Annotated in this window: 21 protein-coding genes; 12 read left to right on the top strand and 9 right to left on the bottom strand. The window is 48.1% G+C overall.

Annotated elements, in window-relative coordinates; genetic code table 11:
- Positions 1–231: 231 nt before the first annotated feature.
- A complete protein-coding gene (locus tag KME12_15610) occupies positions 232–849 on the bottom strand; it encodes a class I SAM-dependent methyltransferase (GenBank protein MBW4489216.1) in 618 nt (205 codons plus the stop codon).
- Positions 850–987: 138 nt separating this feature from the next.
- Between KME12_15610 and KME12_15605 the strand changes: the two genes are divergently transcribed.
- Positions 988–1,314, top strand: a complete 327-nt coding sequence (locus KME12_15605) for a hypothetical protein (protein MBW4489215.1) — start codon at positions 988–990, stop codon at positions 1,312–1,314.
- Positions 1,315–1,413: 99 nt separating this feature from the next.
- Here the strand turns inward: KME12_15605 and KME12_15600 are convergent, their stop codons facing one another.
- Entirely contained in the window at positions 1,414–2,946 is a 1,533-nt protein-coding gene (locus tag KME12_15600; protein ID MBW4489214.1) for a mercuric reductase, read from the bottom strand.
- A 12-nt stretch (positions 2,947–2,958) separates the two neighbouring features.
- Positions 2,959–3,687, bottom strand: coding sequence for a TVP38/TMEM64 family protein (locus KME12_15595; GenBank protein ID MBW4489213.1), 729 nt, complete (start codon positions 3,685–3,687; stop codon positions 2,959–2,961).
- Positions 3,688–3,979: 292 nt separating this feature from the next.
- Here KME12_15595 and KME12_15590 point away from each other — a divergent pair, with 292 nt between their 5' ends.
- Entirely contained in the window at positions 3,980–4,690 is a 711-nt protein-coding gene (locus KME12_15590; protein MBW4489212.1) for an SH3 domain-containing protein, read from the top strand.
- A 63-nt stretch (positions 4,691–4,753) separates the two neighbouring features.
- Here KME12_15590 and KME12_15585 read toward each other — a convergent pair whose 3' ends face one another.
- On the bottom strand, positions 4,754–5,620 hold the full coding sequence (locus tag KME12_15585; protein ID MBW4489211.1) for an NAD(P)-dependent oxidoreductase: 867 nt from the start codon (positions 5,618–5,620) through the stop codon (positions 4,754–4,756).
- A gap of 234 nt (positions 5,621–5,854) precedes the next feature.
- Complete coding sequence (locus tag KME12_15580; GenBank protein MBW4489210.1) at positions 5,855–6,826, bottom strand: Hpt domain-containing protein; 972 nt, start codon at positions 6,824–6,826, stop codon at positions 5,855–5,857.
- Between the two features lie 266 nt (positions 6,827–7,092).
- On the opposite strand from KME12_15580, the gene KME12_15575 reads away from it, so the two are divergent.
- From KME12_15575 to KME12_15560, 4 genes are all read left to right on the top strand, one after another.
- Positions 7,093–7,503, top strand: a complete 411-nt coding sequence (locus KME12_15575) for a GFA family protein (protein ID MBW4489209.1) — start codon at positions 7,093–7,095, stop codon at positions 7,501–7,503.
- Positions 7,504–7,650: 147 nt separating this feature from the next.
- Entirely contained in the window at positions 7,651–8,373 is a 723-nt protein-coding gene (locus KME12_15570; GenBank protein MBW4489208.1) for a pyridoxine 5'-phosphate synthase, read from the top strand.
- 46 nt (positions 8,374–8,419) lie between these two features.
- Complete coding sequence (locus tag KME12_15565) at positions 8,420–8,749, top strand: DUF2488 family protein (protein MBW4489207.1); 330 nt, start codon at positions 8,420–8,422, stop codon at positions 8,747–8,749.
- A gap of 65 nt (positions 8,750–8,814) precedes the next feature.
- On the top strand, positions 8,815–9,501 hold the full coding sequence (locus KME12_15560) for a hypothetical protein (protein MBW4489206.1): 687 nt from the start codon (positions 8,815–8,817) through the stop codon (positions 9,499–9,501).
- Positions 9,502–9,547: 46 nt separating this feature from the next.
- Here the strand turns inward: KME12_15560 and KME12_15555 are convergent, their stop codons facing one another.
- The 3 genes from KME12_15555 to folD form a co-directional block, all read right to left on the bottom strand.
- On the bottom strand, positions 9,548–10,015 hold the full coding sequence (locus KME12_15555; GenBank protein ID MBW4489205.1) for a divergent PAP2 family protein: 468 nt from the start codon (positions 10,013–10,015) through the stop codon (positions 9,548–9,550).
- Between the two features lie 107 nt (positions 10,016–10,122).
- Positions 10,123–11,049 carry a polyprenyl synthetase family protein gene (locus KME12_15550; protein ID MBW4489204.1) on the bottom strand — a complete coding sequence of 309 codons (927 nt, stop codon included), beginning with the start codon at positions 11,047–11,049 and terminating at the stop codon, positions 10,123–10,125.
- A gap of 89 nt (positions 11,050–11,138) precedes the next feature.
- Positions 11,139–12,032, bottom strand: a complete 894-nt coding sequence (gene folD, locus KME12_15545; GenBank protein MBW4489203.1) for a bifunctional methylenetetrahydrofolate dehydrogenase/methenyltetrahydrofolate cyclohydrolase FolD — start codon at positions 12,030–12,032, stop codon at positions 11,139–11,141.
- 175 nt (positions 12,033–12,207) lie between these two features.
- On the opposite strand from folD, the gene KME12_15540 reads away from it, so the two are divergent.
- From KME12_15540 to mutS, 6 genes are all read left to right on the top strand, one after another.
- A complete protein-coding gene (locus KME12_15540) occupies positions 12,208–12,594 on the top strand; it encodes a hypothetical protein (protein MBW4489202.1) in 387 nt (128 codons plus the stop codon).
- Positions 12,595–12,624: 30 nt separating this feature from the next.
- Positions 12,625–13,110 (top strand): NUDIX hydrolase, encoded by a 486-nt coding sequence (locus tag KME12_15535; GenBank protein ID MBW4489201.1) that lies wholly within the window; start codon positions 12,625–12,627, stop codon positions 13,108–13,110.
- 57 nt (positions 13,111–13,167) lie between these two features.
- Positions 13,168–13,911: a M48 family metallopeptidase gene (locus tag KME12_15530; protein MBW4489200.1), complete on the top strand. Its 744-nt coding sequence runs from the start codon at positions 13,168–13,170 to the stop codon at positions 13,909–13,911.
- 425 nt (positions 13,912–14,336) lie between these two features.
- Positions 14,337–14,666, top strand: coding sequence for a DUF433 domain-containing protein (locus tag KME12_15525; protein ID MBW4489199.1), 330 nt, complete (start codon positions 14,337–14,339; stop codon positions 14,664–14,666).
- A gap of 3 nt (positions 14,667–14,669) precedes the next feature.
- On the top strand, positions 14,670–15,011 hold the full coding sequence (locus KME12_15520) for a DUF5615 family PIN-like protein (protein ID MBW4489198.1): 342 nt from the start codon (positions 14,670–14,672) through the stop codon (positions 15,009–15,011).
- A gap of 89 nt (positions 15,012–15,100) precedes the next feature.
- The gene (mutS, locus tag KME12_15515) at positions 15,101–17,776 is read left to right on the top strand and encodes a DNA mismatch repair protein MutS (protein MBW4489197.1); all 2,676 of its coding nucleotides are present in this window, start codon (positions 15,101–15,103) and stop codon (positions 17,774–17,776) included.
- Here mutS and KME12_15510 read toward each other — a convergent pair.
- Positions 17,773–18,483: a hypothetical protein gene (locus tag KME12_15510; protein MBW4489196.1), complete on the bottom strand. Its 711-nt coding sequence runs from the start codon at positions 18,481–18,483 to the stop codon at positions 17,773–17,775. The genes mutS and KME12_15510 overlap by 4 nt on opposite strands.
- Positions 18,484–18,485 lie beyond the last annotated feature (2 nt).

Below are 18,485 nucleotides of genomic sequence, written 5' to 3'. Positions count from 1 at the left end.
AAGTAGAAGCTTGGCAAGAGGAGCGCAATCAAGAGAAGACCTGGATTGATTGGCGATTTACGACCGCAGATGCCAGGATAAAACTGCATCGACTTTACCCGTCAACTAATAATTGACTGACTAGTAGTAGTGCTCTTAGGGCGATCGCTGCTAGGTTCAGGGAAGCTAGTTGATTTTGCTCACGCTGGCGATCGCAAAGATGTTGAGCTATTCAGCTATTCCCATCTTTCCTCAAGCTTTGACGGCTATCCCTTTGTACATGTAGCCGCCTATTTTAGGTAGGCCGTTGCTATAAAACTTTTCTAATTTCAAAACTTTAAAGTTGCTGACTTCTATTAACTGCTGCATCTGACGGTTGAGGTGACAACCATCTCCAATCACCTTTTGTAGAGGAGTCAGGCGATTTTGCCAAACTTGGACTTGAGGGTCTTCACTTAACCCATGCTCAACAAAGAAAAATTTGCCTTCGGGCTTGAGTACACGGTGAATTTCCTGCAAGGCTTGATTGACTTTGGCAATACTACACAAGGTCCAAGTGCTGACTACACTATCAAATGTGTTGTCGGCCATTGGCAGATTTTCACCATTTAATAGGTGATGATCGACGGCGATCGCGGCATCTTGAATGCGTTTCTGGGCTAAAGCACTGACACCTGGATTCACATCCACGGTTGTAATTTTGTGGACATGGCTGGGGTAGTATTGCAGATTTAATCCTGTGCCAAAACCAATTTCTAAGATGTCTCCTTGCACCTCAGCGAGTAGTTCTTGGCGATACTGCGCCAAAGCTGGGTGAGACATGCCCCAATCTAGTAGTTGAGGAAAAATCACTGCCGAGTAAAACCCCATATTGCTCTCCTACGCTTTTTTCTTAGCAGATACCCACCTGCTTCTCAGCGAAAACTCATTCTTGTAGGCCTTAATAATAGCTAAGCCCGGTCCTGCCTAGGGCGATCGCACTTCTGTCCTAACTCGTTGGAAAGTTTTATGAAAGCTAAGTACCTAGCCACTTTAGCCGCTGTTGCTACCCTCAGTTTTGGCGCTCTGATCGGCTGCTCCTCAGAAACTAACACCACCACTCCTAGCACGGATGGCGCTGCAACTGAAGCTAGCCCTGCTGCTGGTACGGCTGATACTACTGCGAATCCTGCTGAAGCTGACAAAGCAGCTCAAGATGCTGACAAGGCGGCTGATACTGCTAAGGATGCGGCTCAAGATGCTGACAAGGCTGCTGATACTGCTAAGGATGCGGCTCAAGACGCTTCTGCTGCTAGCACCGATGCAACTACTAAGCCAGATGCTTCTAAGCAGTAATTCAAGTGAGTTGAAAGCTGCTGATTTAGAATTTCAGGGATAGCTACATACCTTCGGGGCGCAGACATTTGCGCCCTAAATTTTTTGTGCTCTAATTTATTAGCGTCGCCAAGCCAGCCAGGTAGAAAAAAGTTTTTTGACCGTCGGAGTCAAGCGGGTACGGTTATAAGCATCTGCAACTTTGCGAATTACCTCTGCTTGGGTGGGATAGGGATGAATGGTTGTGGCGATCGCCTTTAGCCCCAAGTTTCCCACCATTGCCAAGGTCACCTCACTAATCATCTCTCCCGCATGGCGAGCCACGATGGTTGCGCCCACAATTTTGTCACTACCGTGCTTGACGTGGATTTTGGCAAATCCTGCGGTTTCACCATCTGCGATCGCGCGATCGACTTCTTCTAAAGGCACTAAGTACGTATCGAGCTTAATACCTTGAGCTTGGGCCTGCTGCTCGTACAAACCCACATGAGCGATTTCTGGGTCAGTGTAAGTTACCCAGGGCATGGTGAGCGAACTCAGCTTTTTGCGTCCCAAGAATAGAGCGTTCTGAATCACGATTCGGGCCGCTGCATCAGCCGCATGGGTAAATTTCCAATCCATACAAATATCGCCTGCGGCATAAATACGAGAATTAGTGGTTTGGAGGTGGTCATTCACCCACACGCCTTGATGCTGGTCATACTTCACACCCACGCGCTCCAACTCCAAGCCCTCCACATTGGGAACGCGCCCCGCCCCCACTAAGATTTCATCTACCATGAGCGAACCCGCTTGGCCCTCACTTTCGTAATGGATTACCTTACCTCCATCAGCTGCTTCAACTCGTTGAACTTGAGCTGATAAGACCAACTGAACGCCCTCAGCAATAAAGGTGCGTTGAATAATCTCAGATGCACTCTCGTCCTCGCGATCGAGTAGGTGAGAATGCTTGTGGAACAACACCACCTCAGAACCTAAGCGTCGAAAGGTTTGGGCTAGCTCACAACCAATAGGGCCACCACCTACCACTGCTAAACGCTGTGGGCGCTGAGTCAAGGAGAAAACATTTTCATTGGTCAAATAACCTGCTTCGGCTAAGCCCGGAATTGCGGGTTCGATGGGACGAGTGCCTGTAGCAATCACTGCCTGCTTAAACCGTAGAGTTTGGCCTGCCACTTCTATGCTATTAGCATCTGCAAACTTAGCTGCTCCGAGAAACACATCTACTCCCAGTTCCTGAAAGCGTTGAGCTGAATCGTGAGGGCTAATTTCCGCCCGGAGCCGTCTCAACCGCTCCATCACTCCAGAAAAATTAACTTCTACATCCTCTGGTACGTGGATACCATATTGTTCTGCTGCTTTGAGATCTGCTACCACACGTGCAGAGCGAATCATGCATTTAGAAGGGACACAGCCTACATTTAGGCAATCTCCCCCCATCAAGTGCTTTTCGACTAGTGCTACTTTGGCCCCTAAACCAGCCGCCCCAGCCGCCGCTACTAGTCCTGCTGTTCCACCACCAATGACGACCAAGTTATAACTAGCAGCGGGTTGTGGATTCTCCCAATTAGGAGGGTGTACCTGCTCTACTAAAGCTTGGTTGTATGCATCCTCAGGCAGCACGGTTACGGGTTCAACGCTGGCATGGGACATGAGAGTTCTCCTTCATAAGGCTTTTTCCTCTAAGGCTTTTCGGGCAATTTGAGTGATGTAGAGAGTGACAACCACCGTTGCAACTAGGCCTACACTTAGGAGTATCACTTCAGCCAAAGTCCGCGATCGCGCTGTAACACCACTCACCAATGCAGCTAAGTCACCCAATAGTGAACCGATGTAGACATACATAACAGTGGCAGGAATCATGCCTAAGCAGCCTAGGGCATAATCTCGCAAAGATACCTGACTGAGACCAAACGCATAATTCAACCAGGTAAACGGTAAGACTGGGGAGAGCCGAGTTAGCAGTACAATCCTGAAGCCCTCTCTCGCTACGGCTTGATTCACTGCTTGAAACTTTTCACTTCCTTCGATCTGCTTGGTTATCCATTTTTGTGCCCATTTTCGTACTATGTATCTACTCACGCAGAAGGCGGCGATCGCCCCTAAACTAGCTCCCACAAACGTATAAATTGAGCCTAATAAAACTCCAAATAAAACTCCTGCTCCTATAGTCAAGAGTGAACCTGGAATCAAGCATAGAGTTGCTGCTACATAAATGCCCATAAAGGCGATCGGTGCCCAGACTCCTAAACTCTCAACTCGCCCTAGGGCTACAGGCAACCAAACTTGAAGATTCAAAGACTGAATTGCCAAAACAGAGATCACAATTACAACTAACAGAATAGCTAGCTTGAATCCTAGACTCCATTGCTTCCGCGACGGCTTATGGCTCATATTTCATTTTTTCTTAAAAAGTTTTTAAAGAAGCTTGAATTAAAGTCATGAATGAGTTGCAAAAAGTAAGGTAAATCATTGATTCGAACACTTATTTATTTGGTCAAAACGTCAATGAATTTATTAGTTTTGGTTTTGAATTGAATACGTTTTTTCACGTTTTTTAAGTAGATCCTTGGCTTGAATGGAGAAAAGCTAAGAAGAAAAACTAAAGATAAATTTCCTTAAGAAGATGCTAAATGCTAGACCTGATAGAATTAGTTGAAAAAGCAACTTAAATGGTATTTGACATATGCTGAACCTTAAGAAATTTATCGCTTTATGGTCGGTTCCCATTGCCGTTCTTGCTGTTGCATTTGCCAGTTTGCCGGCGATCGCCCAGCTAAGAGTTGGCAATTTAAGCGAAATTGAAGGGGATATTACCTGCGGTCGAGGGACTGGAGGTACTCTAGCCTATGCGGAAACTAAAAACTATCTAGTCTACATTTGTGGGACTGAAGGTGACCCAACTGCTCCACGCTTCTACCGGAGCCGCACAAGAGATGGTAGCCAAGGATTGAATCTAGAAGCAGTCAATTATGATCCTCGGCAAATGCGCTACTTCGAGTTTACAAACAACGGATATACCTATGTTTTGCAGATGCCTATGTCTCAAATTCCTAATCCTGTACTAGCAGTTGAATTTCCTAATGGAAAACGGGTTGAGGAAAGAGTTCTAAGGTATTTGGCTCGGATTGAGGTAGGCAACTCTAACCCAGCAGTTTGCTCATTCATTACGGCTAACCAGGTCAATATTCGGCGTGGGCCTAGCACCAACTATCCTGTATTGACCCAGCTCAATCGTGCTCGTATAGTAAGGGCGCTTAATCGGCAAGGTAATTGGGTCAAGATTGTGGGAGTTGAAGACCCAACCACTGAGCGTGTACGCGCCCTCAATGGCTGGGTTTCCAATGCCTATATCAATGGTTGTTCCGAAGATCAGTTTGACCGATGGCGTAGATAGCTGGCAGTCTATTGGGTCAAACATCAGCCAAATGAAAGTGAGCGATCGCCGTAGTTTCCTGGGTTAGTCTTCTGGGCTCACCGCAGAGAAGAGGGCTGAGTAGTCTGCTTCCGCCAAATTCAGCTTTTGAGCCATCTCCAAAATCGCTTGAACTCCCTCTAAACTATTGGCATTCAACCCCAATGATTGAGCTTCTCCCAAAAACAAGTTCATATCTTTCAGCAAATGTTTAGTGGGGAAATTGGGATTAGCATAGTTACGTTCCACCATTCGTTGCAACTTTTTGTCGAATGTAGGAGTATATAAAGCGCTATTTCGCAGAATATTCATGAAGGTTTCTACGTCAACACCTTGGCGTATGACAAAACCCAGACTCAAGGCGAAAGCCGTTGTCAGAGAGCCAATTAATTGATTTAGCGCTAGCTTGAGGGCTGCTGCACTTCCCACCTCACCGATTAGTTGCGGCTCTGGCCCCAGTTGTTGTAAAAGACTCAGCCAGCGTTGGAATTGCTCTGGTGAACTCCCTACCATTACAATCAGTTTGCCTGCCTGCGCCTCTGGAATGCTGCCCAACACCGGTGCTTCCAAGTAATCTGCTCCCGCAGCCTCAACTTCTGCGGCGATCGCGCAACTCTCAGAAGGTGCGATCGTACCCATTTGAATGATGGTACGTCCTGTCAGCGCTGAGCGAGCTTCTGGTGACAACAGGACAGCCCGAATAGCAGTAGCGTCTGCCAGCATCAGCAACACACATTCTGCTTCCTGCAAGACCTTGACTGGAGACTGAGCGATCGCCACCCCAGCATTTTTTAACGGTTCCAGTTTCGCTGAAGTACGGTTGTAAGCAATGACCGATAGATTAACCGCCAGTAGCCGCTCCGCCATCGGCAAGCCCATTAATCCTGTGCCAATAAATCCCACTGTCACCACTGCATCCCTCCACGCCCTCAGCGATCGCTTTTTTGTTTCCCATTCATAGTAATTGGCGATCGAGTTCTTAATTGCTCGTCTTTAGAGTGACTGCTCTATGGCGATCGTCCCCCCTTTCTTCTATGAAAGTCTCAATGTTGATCGCCGAATTGAGCCACCAGAAAATCAATAAAAAAGGTTTAACCTAAATCTAGATTAAACCCTACAACTGTAAGTCAAATTAAATTAGGAAGGTTATTTAGCAGCTTTCAGCAAAAGCTCAGCGATTTCAACCAGTTGCTGTTTGTTAAAAGCTTGAATGAGTGCTTTGGCAGTAAGCCTTGGCTCCATGAACATTGCTGTAGAGGTTGGCTCAGGGGTAGGCTTAGGTGCACGCCGGACTGGCTCTGGAGCGCTAGTGAGACGTAGTAGTTTTTGACTAGGTGCCACTTCATCAGCGCGGCCTGTTTGTACTAAAGCACTTGCTTCCTTTAACTCCTTGATCACCAGGGGGGCTAGGACTTGATAGGAGTTTTGGGAATTGGCGATCGCAGCTTGAGCCGTTTGGACTAAGTTCTGCCAAGCATTGATTCCTTTGCCTAGTTGCAACAAGCGATCGCACAAAACGTGTAATTGCTGGCGGCTAGCAGCAGAGTCTTTTTGCTTAAACAATTGCAGCATTAGCTTCAAGCCCACCGTGACTTGTGCCGTCAAACTGCTCTCTGAACTAGCAGAGCGAGCTTGTGGTTGAGCAGACGCTTTAGTGCTGCTAGGTTGAACCATTGCCACAGCCGATTTGCCACCTACACCAATGAGGCGATTTAGATAGTCTTGCAGTTCTATAAAGGCAGGTTCTGACTCCTGCAAAACCTGGTCGGCGTCTTCATCTCTCAGACCAAACGGCCCTTGAAGATAATCTACTAATTCCTTCAAAGCATCAAAGCCTTTAAGAAAAAAAGATTCTAGCTGTTGATCAACGGCGATCGGATGCTCTTGTAAAAGCTTAAATGAGTCCTCTAGGCGGTGACCTATTTTGTGAATGCTGGTGAACCCTAGCATCGCTGCCCCCCCTTTGATGGAGTGGGCGGCTCGAAATAGCTCATTCACTCGTTCTGAATCTGCCACTGTAGAGCGCAAATCCAGCAGCCCGCTTTCCAGGGTTTCGAGGTGTTCTTTCGCCTCTTCAATGAAATAACCTAAAATTTGCTGCTGCTTCTGCTTCTCCATCTGCATGGCAGTTGCCCCTTAGTGACGATTTATTCCTGCTAGATCTCAATGAAAAATCGGCAAACCAATCATCAGCTCAGCTCAAAGGCTGAACTAGTAGAGCCCCGATTCTTGCCGAACCGCAACTCAGATCGATATGCCGTTCCATCTGTTATCAAAATAGCCAGGAAGCTTAACTAAGTGGCTTCGTGCCAATACCGAACTTTATGTGGAGAATAGGATAAGAGATTCTATCTCTCCGTATTTTATACAGGTTAAATTTGACCATGCAGGAAGCTAGTACTTACGGAGGGGGGTGCCACTGTGGGGCCGTCCGCTTCCAGGTGCGTGTGGCTCGTCATGAAGCTGTGGACTGTAACTGCTCAGTTTGCCACAAAAAAGGATTTCTCCATTTGATTGTGCCTCCGGAAGACTTTACGCTGCTAGCGGGTTCTGAGGCACTCACCACTTATACCTTTAACACGGGCACAGCCAAGCATCTGTTCTGTCGTACCTGTGGTATTCATGCTTTTTATCGGCCTCGTTCTCACCCCAACGATTTCGACGTGAATGTCCGGTGTCTTGATGGTGATGTGCTGACAAGGTTTCAAATTACACCCTTTAATGGCAGCAGGTGGGAAGAGAATATTAACCAGCTACATGTATCTCCAAGCTCAGACACAAACATTTCTGCTTAATCCTACATGGGTCATGAGTTTGAGTGTGAGGATATCCACCCTTCAAAATCGTCAACTTAAATTTGTGAAACTCGATTGCTAACGTAAGCCCTTTAGCCTTTCAGGTAAGATAAAGAACGGAAGTTCTGGGTAGGGGAGAGAGTTAGTTTGCCTACGCTTGGCGTTAACATTGACCACATTGCCACGATTCGGCAAGCTCGTCGAACGGTGGAGCCAGATCCGGTAGCGGCGGCTGTTTTAGCAGAGTTGGCTGGGGCGGATGGCATTACGGTTCACTTGCGCGAAGATCGACGGCATATCCAAGATCGAGACGTGCGGCTGTTGCGGCAGACGGTACGTACTCACTTGAACTTGGAAATGGCAGCAACTGATGAAATGGTCGCGATCGCCCTCGACATCAAGCCTGACTATGTGACTCTGGTTCCGGAACGGCGGGAGGAGGTGACCACAGAGGGTGGGTTGGAGATTGCAGCCCAAAGGCAGCGAATGGAGCAAGTGGTAGCCCAGCTACAAAATGCTGGCATTCCAGTCAGTTTGTTTATTGATGCTGACCTCGCTCAAATTCAAGCTTCTGCGGCCACGGGAGCCAAGTTTATTGAGTTGCATACGGGGCGTTATGCAGAGGCTCATGATGAAGTGAGCCGAGCTAAGGAGCTAGAGATCTTAGCCGAGGGATGTCGGCAGGCGATCGCGGCTGGGCTGCGAGTCAATGCTGGACATGGCCTCACCTACTGGAATGTCTACCCAGTGGCTTGCTTAGAAGGCATGGAAGAACTCAACATTGGGCATACCATCATCAGTCGAGCTGCACTCGTTGGGTTAGAGCGGGCAGTGCGAGAGATGAGGCAAGCCATGCGGGGAGAGCTATAACCCAGCAACTTTCAACCAAGTGATTTAAGAACGGGAATTATTCGAGATGCAAACATATTATTACGTCGTCGCTAGTCAGCGTTTTTTGTTGGAAGAAGAACCTTTTCATGAAGTTCTAGAAGAGCGGCATCGCTATTATCGAGAACAAGAAAAGGAGATTGATTTTTGGTTAGTTAAGCAACCTGCTTTTCTAGAAGCTCCAGAACTGGCAGCAGCAAAGGCGAAGTGTCCCCAGTCTTCGGTTGCGGTGATTTCTACGAACCCTCAATTTATCACTTGGCTAAAACTGCGTTTAGAGTTTGTTTTGACTGGGGAATTCCAGGCTCCCAGTGCTTCTATTCCTGATCCGCTTGCTTCTTTAGCATCGGTATCCTAAACTCCACTCAACGATGGAATTGTTGATCCATCCCTTTGTTTGGCATGCTTGAGTTTTTCTCACTGATGAAGCAATGGCCTACCATTCTGCTGCCTTTAGTTCTGCTAACTGCGATGGAGGTTGTGTTCAAAGGCAGTGTGGTGATAGGGCAGACTCGCTACCCAGCATGCCAACCACCCAAGGCCGAGGAGTATTTACTTTTAGTAGCTGGACAAGCAGCAGACAAGCAAGCACAGCTAAAGCGAGTTTTACCCGCTACGGCTGATTTGGCAGTTTGTGATTACCAGAACCAAGTGGTGACTCGTGTTAGTGGCTTTAGTAGCTTAGGAATTGCTAATGCTTGGGCACAGTATCTTAAGGAAACGAGCGGTTTCAGTGCAACTGTGGCTCGTCCTCCTGAAGTTCAAGCAGCACAAGCTCCAAGCTCTACAGTTCAGCCACAGCCAGCCCCTCCAAATTCAACTTCGAGTAATTTAGCTTATAGCCCTCGCCCTTTAGGGTCAGGCTATGCAGTTTTGGTTGATTATTTCGAGCAGCCAGAGATTGCTGCCCAAGTCAGGCAAATTCTGAGCCAGGATGTAGGCTTGGTTTCTTATGGACAACGGCCTTACCTGCTGGCAGGCTATACCACCAATCAAACCACTGCGAACGCCACACTACAAACTTTGAGCGATCGCGGCTTTTGGGTCATGTTGGTAGATAGCCGTCGCGTGGTCTTACTCAAGCCTACAGTGACGCTCTCAGCAGATTAAGTCAGGGTTGCGATCGAATGAATCAGCAATCGCTCACTCCCAACTCCTATACGCCACGACCTAACATGGGTACGGCAAACCAAGAAATCGCGACACCTAAAGCAGAACCGACAAAGACTTGTACGGGTGTATGACCTAATAATTCTTTCAGGCGTGCTTCTGTAAACTCATATTGTTCGTGCAGAACTTCGTCAATGATTTGGTTCAAGATCCGTGCCTGCTTGCCCGCAGCTTGGCGGACTCCAGCCGCATCGTACATCACAATAATGGCGAAGATAAAGGCGATCGCAAACTCTGGCGTGGCCCAGCCCACGGTTTGCCCCACGCCAGTTGCCAGGGCTGCTACTAGAGCAGAGTGGGCACTAGGCATACCGCCTGTCTCTACAAGAGCGCGAATATTTAACTTGCGATTTTTAGCAAGTTCAACGATCACTTTTAAGACCTGAGCTACAAGACAAGACACAAGCGCAACGATCAGCACCCGGTTGTCTAGGATGTCGGCAAAGTCCTGCATGTTGGTTTGCTTGGGTTAGAGAACGTCGATCAGATTTTGGATTTTAGATTTTGGATTTTGGAGTTGATACTAGGAAATCTAAAATCCAACATACGGCCACAGAAGGCTTAATGGGTACGGGCGGTGATGAAGTCAGCGATCGCCATCAGTGGTTGGGCTTTTTCACCGTAGGTCGCCAACTCTGACTTGGCCGATTCCACCAGTCGCTGAGCCTGGTTCCGAGATTCTTCAATTCCCCAAAAGCTAGGATAAGTCGCTTTCTGAGCTTGTAGATCTTTACCTGCGGTTTTACCCAACTCTTCCTGGGTTGCGGTAATATCCAACACATCGTCAACGATCTGGAAGGCTAAACCAATATTTTGGGCATAGCGAGACAACCGTTCTAGATCTACTTCTGCGGCTCCTGCCAACAAAGCCCCGGAAATGACAGATGCCTCTAGTAAAGCGGCGGTCTTATGATTATGAATAAAATTGAGCGTTTCTAAAGAGACATCAGGCTGTCCTTCAGACTCTAGATCCACCACTTGGCCCCCTACCAATCCTGCGGCACCTACTGCCCGACCTAGCCGAGCAATCACTTTAAGAATCTGTTCCGCAGGTACGTTTTGGGTTTGCGTAGCAATAAACTCAAAGGCATAGGCTAGTAGCCCGTCTCCAGCCAAGATCGCAATATCTTCACCGTAGACTTTGTGGTTGGTCAGCTTACCCCGCCGATAATCATCGTTATCCATCGCGGGGAGGTCATCATGAATTAGGGACATGGTGTGCACCATTTCCAAGGCGCAGGCTGTAGGCATTGCCATGTCTGCTGTGCCGCCGAGCAAGGTGCAAGTCGCTAGACACAAAATCGGGCGTAAGCGCTTTCCCCCTGCCATCAAAGAGTAACGCATGGCCTCATAAATCTTCTCAGGGTAAACGACCTCAATGGAATGGTCGAGTGCTGCTTCAACCTGAACTTGCCATTCGCTCAGATAGGCTGATAGATCAAAAGGGGATTGCGGTTGGGACAAATGCGTTTCATCAGTCAAGACCATCCCTAGCTCTCTCCTACTCGTCATCTCAGGTTTTCTTCATTACAACTGGTTAGATTGCCAAAGGCTGAGCCATTCAGCTTCTATACATTCTACGGGGCTTGTTGCACGCCTTGATAACGTTGGATATAACTCCACACAGTATTTTGCAGCAACATAGCGACAGTCATGGGGCCAACACCGCCCGGAACTGGGGTAATGGCACTGGCAACAGACTTGACCGAGTCAAAGTGGACATCTCCAACTAAGCGGCTCTTGCCTTCAGCATCGGTGACGCGGTTGATCCCCACATCAATCACCACTGCGCCTGGTTTCACCATGTCAGCCGTAATCATCTCTGGCCGACCGACCGCAGCTACAACAATGTCAGCACTACGGATCACTGAAGCGAGATCTGGCGTTTTGGAGTGGGCGATCGCGATGGTGGCATCGGCTTCTAGAAGCATCAGCGAGATCGGTTTGCCGACCAAAATACTGCGACCAATTACTACGGCATGTTTGCCTTTAGGATCAATTCCATATTCCTTCAACAGCTCCATCACACCCGCAGGCGTGCAACTGCGAAGCCCTGGCTCGCTCCGAACCAAGCGACCTAAGTTAACCGGATGCAAGCCATCGGCATCTTTGTCGGGGTCGAGTTGGTTCAGCAGCGCCACCCCATCCAAATGCTCTGGCAGTGGTAACTGAATCAGAATGCCATCGACTCGCTCATCTTGATTTAAGGCTTGAATAATTTTCTCGAGTTCTGCCTGGGTTGTAGTCGCAGGTAAATGCTGACCAAAGGAGGCCATGCCCACCTTTTCACAGGCTTTCTCTTTACCTCGGACATAGGCAGCACTAGCAGGGTTGTCGCCTACCATCAGTACAGCTAAGCCTGGAGGACGACCATACTGAGCCTGAAGCGACTGGATCTGTTGAGCCAGCTCTGCTTGAATTTTTTGGGCGAGAGCTTTACCGTCGATGAGTTGAGCGCCGTGAGATTGCATCAAAGTTTAAGAAACATCTGTAGTCTAAAGCTGCTCTAAACATTTGTATCGATGCTAGAACAGTGAAGTCATTCGCTTTCTTAGTGTCTCAGATTTGGTTCATCCTGTAATCGTCCACCTCAAATTTCACTTCATTCGTTAGGCGATCGCGCGGCCATCTAGGAGTATTGTGACCATGCTAGGGAAGATCCAGGCAATTCGACTTAGTGCTTTGCTGCTCGTGGCGGGTGTGGTAGGTTGCAGTCCCTTGCCTCAATCAGGGGCTGGAATGCTCAGCCTCAAGCCCAATGTTGATGTAACAAATATTCAGGCATTGCAGCAACAGCAACAAATGGATCGCGTTGTCTATATCCAAGGCAATGTGGTGCGACAAGTGCCCTTAATGCAAAAGCAAGCTTACGAGATTCAAGACCGAACGGGCAGCATTTGGATTGTGACGCAAAACCAAGCGCCTAAATCTGGCAAAGCAGTTTTGGTCAAGGGCAAAGTGCGTTATCAACAAATTCCCGTTGGCGGTCAAAATTTGGGGGAAGTTTATATTGAGGAGCAAACAAAATTGTAAAGCTAGCGTCCTTAGTTATTCATAACCTCAATGACTTTTAATTCAGCTCCGTTGGAAAACCAAGATGTGCTGGGAGTCGTTAGCGACTCTCGTCCCGCTGTTGCCATCGCTATTTTGCATCAAGGCGATCAATTTCTGATGCAATTACGGGATGACATTCCTGGGATTCTTTACCCTGGTTACTGGGCCTTTTTTGGGGGGCATTTGGAACCGGGCGAAGCTCCAGAGGACGCGATGCAGCGAGAATTGCTGGAAGAAATTGGCTACCAACCACCCGTACTATCAAAATTTGGCATTTATGCCGACGATAAGGTGGTACGGTATGTTTTTCATGGGCCACTTACGGTTGGGATAGAGGCTCTAGTTTTGGGCGAGGGCTGGGATTTTGGTTTCTTCACGATCGAAGACATCAAACGAGGCGATCGCTACTCAGAAATTGCTCAGCAAATGCGTCCCCTTGGCGCACCCCATCAGCAGATCTTGCTCGATTTCCTTTCACATCCGTGCAATCCCTAGCAACGCTCTCGCTTTAGTTCTGCTACAGTGGCTAGAGCAACATAGTTCCGAAGATTCATGAAGTCGCGATCGCCTCAACCGCAACTGGCGAATCTACCAGACTATAAGGTTCGAGAAAGCCATAAAGCGAAGCATGTTAACCTCAAAATCTCCCCCCATGATGGGTTAGAAATTGTCGTCCCTAAAGGGTTTGATCACCGTCGCATTCCCGAAATTCTGCAACGCAAGCAGAAGTGGATTAATAAGATTGCTCAGCAATTTGAAGCACACCAAGAGTTTTTAACTCCCACTGCTGCTGATCAGCAAGTGGCTGAGATTGTGCTGCAAGCGATCGCGGAAACTTGGCAAGTAGAATATATCCCTACCCCTGATCCTCACGTCACCGTAACGGAAAAGTTAGGGCAAAAACTACAAGTGCGAGGGGCTGTTAATCATACAGGGCTCTGCCATCAAGCGTTGTGCCAATGGCTCGCTCACAAGGCTCGTACGCATCTTGTGCCTTGGTTGCAAACCGTCAGCCACGAAATTCAACTACCGTTTGAGAAAGCGTCAGTTAGAGGCCAAAAAACTCGTTGGGCTAGCTGTTCCCAGCAGAAAACGATTAGCCTCAATTACAAACTGCTGTTTCTGCCGCCTGATGTGGTGCATTATGTGTTTGTGCATGAGCTGTGCCACACCATCCACATGAATCATTCCGCTGCATTTTGGCAATTAGTGGGAGAAAAAGACCCTAACTATGAGCTATTGGATGCTGAGTTGCACAATGTTTGGCGCTATATCCCCGTGTGGGTTGAGCATTAATCAATGAAATAATACTAATAATAGAGAACAACAATAGACCAATGATGTTAATGGCTATTCCAATTCATGTGGCTTTCTGATCGAAGTTTAAGAACTCCGTCAGCATTTTCTATTGCGGCACTTATGGAGAGAGCTATAGGAATAAAAGCAGCAACAGAGATCCTTGTTTGACCAATATAAATTTGTCTTTTTAAGATTGAGTGAGTATCAAGTAGTTTATCAAGTTTTTGACTGTAGGTGTAAAGATACAGTGGTTAACGCTCGCAAATTTAATTCATCAAAATCAAACTAATTTACTGAATAAAGTTAGAAATATTTTTTATGGTGCGATCGCCCACGATTTTACTAAAGAAGGAAGAGCGATCGCTGGGGATTCAGAGAATAAGGTTCAGTAGAATGATGGCAGAGTCTTTCCTGAAAGCATCATGACCCTTCAAGAGTTAGAAACCCAACTCCAAGCATTGACTCCAGCAGAAAGAGCTAATGCGATTCAAATCTTGACTCAAACTTTGAGCACACGTTCTCAGGGTATTACTAAAACTTCTGGTGTTTGCGGCGGAGAAGCCTGTATTGCGGGAACCCGAATTGCGGTCTGGCTACTAGTCGAAGCACAACAGCTTGGACTCAGTGAAGCTCAATTATTGCAGGATTATCCTCACATCACAGCTGCCGATCTTGTCAATGCATGGGCGTATGCTGATGCTCATGCTGAAGAAATTTCAGCAGCAATTCGCACTAATAACCAGGTTGCCTAACCAATGGCCCGATTGTATGCCGATGAGCAGTTTCCTCGCTCAGTGAGTGAGCTTCTTCAGACAATGGGGCATGATATTTTGACGGTACAGGAAGCTGGCAATGCTAATCAGGGTATTCCTGATGAAGACGTGTTAACCTTTGCTATTCGTGAGAATCGCGCAATTTTGACCTTGAATCGGCAAGATTTTATTCGGTTGCATCGTATTACGTCTGAGCATCCCGGAATTATTGTTTGCACTAATGACACCGACCGACCTCGAATGGCAGCTCGAATCAACGAAGCGATCGCAGCTGAAGCATCCCTGCAAAAGAAGTTGATTCGAGTCGTGCGGCCTGCAACTTAAGAGCGATCGCCTTTCAATTACACCTGATTACAACGAGGGGGAAACCCTTGCGCTAAAGTCAGTAAAGGCTAGTGCGTATTGTTGAATTTATGACCGTGTCTCCCGCTGCATCTGCTGTTCCTGACCCCACCAATGGCTTACCAGAGCGATTAGCCAAGCATACCGTTCGCTACGCCGATCATCGCTCCGTGAATCGGGAAGAGTTGACCCCGATGTTTCGGCAGTATGTGGAGGTGAAGGATCAGTATCCTCATGCTGTGCTGCTGTATCGCGTGGGCGACTTCTTTGAGTGCTTCTTTCAAGATGCGATCGCTGTATCACGGGAGTTAGAACTGGTACTGACCAGTAAAGAAGCAGGCAAAGAAGTCGGGCGGGTGCCGATGTCTGGCATTCCCCATCATGCGCTCGATCGCTACTGCGCTCAGTTGGTAGAAAAAGGTTACGCGATCGCCATTTGTGATCAAGTCGAGGATGCTGCTGAAGCTCAGGGATTGGTGCGCCGAGAAGTGACTCGCGTCCTCACGCCTGGAACCGTAATCGAAGATGGCATGCTGAATGCCCGTCGCAATAACTTCTTAGCCGCAGTTGTGATCGCTGGGAGTCATTGGGGATTAGCCTACGCCGATATTTCGACGGGGGAGTTTTTAACTGCACAATCGAGTGAACTGGATCAACTGACGCAAGAACTGATGCGGTTGCAGCCTTCAGAAGTGTTGATTCCTACCAACGCCCCAGATTTGGGTGGGCTGTTGCGTCCCGGCGAAACTTCAGAGCATCTGCCTGATTGCTTGCCAACCCAGTTTTGCTACACTCTGCGATCGCAAACTCCCTTCACGATTGGGGAAGCTAAGCCTCGGTTGATGCAGAAATTTAAGGTGCGATCGCTAGAAGGTTTGGGTTGTGAACATTTGCCTTTATCGATTCGGGCGGCAGGGGGCTTGTTGGAGTATTTGGAGGACACGCAGAAGGAAACTCAGATTCCGCTGCAACTCCTCCGCACTTACACCCTGACCGATTACTTAATCCTCGATCATCAAAGTCGGCGCAATTTAGAAATTACCCAAACTGTCCGGGATGGCACGTTTCATGGTTCTCTCCTGTGGGCCTTGGATGAAACGGTGACAGCGATGGGTAGCCGCACCCTGCGCCGTTGGTTACTGCAACCATTACTCGATATAAAAGGAATTCAAGCTCGCCAAGACACGATTCAAGAGTTAGTTGAGAATGGGGCGTTGCGAGAAGATTTGCAGCGCTTACTTCGTCAAATTTATGACTTGGAGCGACTGGCAGGACGGGCGGGTTCTGGGAGGGCGAATGCACGAGATTTGGTTGCTCTAGCTGATTCTTTCGAGAAGTTGCCAGAGTTAGCCAGTTTGGTGGCGACAGCGCGATCGCCTTATCTCAAGGCATTACAAACCGTACCCCCGCTCTTGGAGCAATTGGGTCAAAAATTACACGTACATTTGGTTGACTCGCCCCCGCTATACCTCACAGAAGGCAACCTGATTCGTCCAGGTGTAGAGCCGCAGTTGGACACCATGCGCCAGCAAGCCGAAGACGATGTGCAATGGCTGAAAGATTTAGAGCAACAGGAGCGAGAGCGTTCAGGGATTCCGACGTTGAAGGTCAGCTACAACAAAACCTTTGGCTACTACATCAGCATCTCCCGCGCCAAGGCGGAACAAGCACCCAAAGACTACATCCGCAAGCAAACGCTGACCAACGAGGAGCGCTACATTACGCCAGAACTGAAAGAGCGCGAAGCTCGGATGCTGACGGCGCAGGAAGATCAGAAACGGCTGGAGTACGAAATTTTCTTAGGGTTGCGATCGCAAGTTGGAGAACAAGCTGACTTGATCCGCACGGTGGCGAAAGCGGTGGCAGCGGTAGATGTGTTATCTGCTCTGGCTGAGATTGCGGTTTATCGAGGCTATTGCCGCCCCCAAGTTGCTACAGGTCGAGAAGTCACGATCGTTGAGGGTCGCCATCCTGTGGTGGAGCGATCGCTTCCGGCAGGCTTTTTTGTGCCCAATTCCACCGAGTTGGGGCAAGAAGTATCAGGCACTGTCCCTGATTTAGTGATTCTCACTGGACCTAATGCCAGCGGCAAAAGCTGCTATTTGCGGCAAGTTGGACTGATTCATCTGATGGCGCAAGTGGGGAGTTTTGTGCCAGCGCAAGCAGCAACATTGAGTGTGTGCGATCGCATCTTTACCCGTGTGGGGGCAGTGGATGATCTAGCCACAGGTCAATCTACGTTCATGGTGGAAATGAATGAGACAGCGAACATTCTCAATCACGCTACACCGCGATCGCTGGTTTTGCTGGATGAAATCGGGCGAGGCACCGCGACCTTTGATGGGCTCTCGATCGCATGGGCTGTGGCTGAGCACTTAGCTACTGAGATTCGCGCCCGCACCATTTTTGCCACCCATTATCACGAACTCAATGAACTCGCTTCGATTCTGAACAACGTGGCGAATTATCAGGTGACGGTGAAAGAGCTACCCGACCAAATTATCTTTCTGCATCAAGTACGACCCGGAGGAGCCGATCGCTCTTATGGGATTGAGGCAGGCCGTTTAGCTGGTCTCCCAGCCTCAGTCATTCAGCGTGCCAGACAAGTGATGGGCCAGATTGAGAAACATTCCCGCATCGCGATCGGATTACGTAAGGGTGGTCAAGTAGAAAATCCTAGCCGAGAGAAAAATGGCAACCCATCAGAAGCCCAACCAATTGAGCAGCTCGATATTTTCGGTCCTTAGTCTTGCAATTTTTTGACTTCTTTATAAACACTTATTCCAATCTGTAGCGCTTCATTTAATAGTTGGCCATATTCATTGGCTTGGCTGTTGACCTCAAAGGTTCTGAGGGTGAGGAGATTATTCTCGATATTGGCAAATAGCTCATGGCGACGGGCAATAAAGCTTTTGTGTTGTCGCAAGATTTTTTCTGTCATTAAGGCGCAAACTAAACTTTCACGGGTAATTCGGAGCGCTTCTAATACCTCGCCTCGATTAATTAAATTTGCAGGCAAATGACCAACAGCCGCTAATTTATCAATAATCTCAACTGCTTTGATCACTTCGTTGTATTTGTCTACTTCATCCAGCAGTTTTGCCAACGGAGCCAAGCTTTTTTGCTTACTCCACAGGTATAGATTCCACCCCAACATGAAAGTAAAAGCAACACTTAAGTTAATAGTGAAAAACTGCCAAGCTTGATGCACTTCTCCTACTTGAGTCGAGTTTTGCGTCAGAATAAAGCCAACGGGTAGGGTGAAAACTAAAATCAACACAAAAACCGAAGCTTCGGTGACACAAAAGAAAAATAGTTTTTTTGAGTCTCGCCATACAGAAGGGCGATAAGTGCCGCCAAAAATCCCTCCGACAAAAATATCGTTGACATCTAAACCACTTAAAGTTTCTATCTCTCCTTCGTCAATCTTCAAAGCTTTGAGATCAGATTGCATGG

The sequence above is a fragment of the Trichocoleus desertorum ATA4-8-CV12 genome (assembly GCA_019358975.1).
GTDB classification, from domain to species: Bacteria; Cyanobacteriota; Cyanobacteriia; order FACHB-46; family FACHB-46; genus Trichocoleus; species Trichocoleus desertorum_A.
Note: the sequence above shows the minus strand (reverse complement) of the source record. Positions and strands in the feature narration are given on the sequence as shown.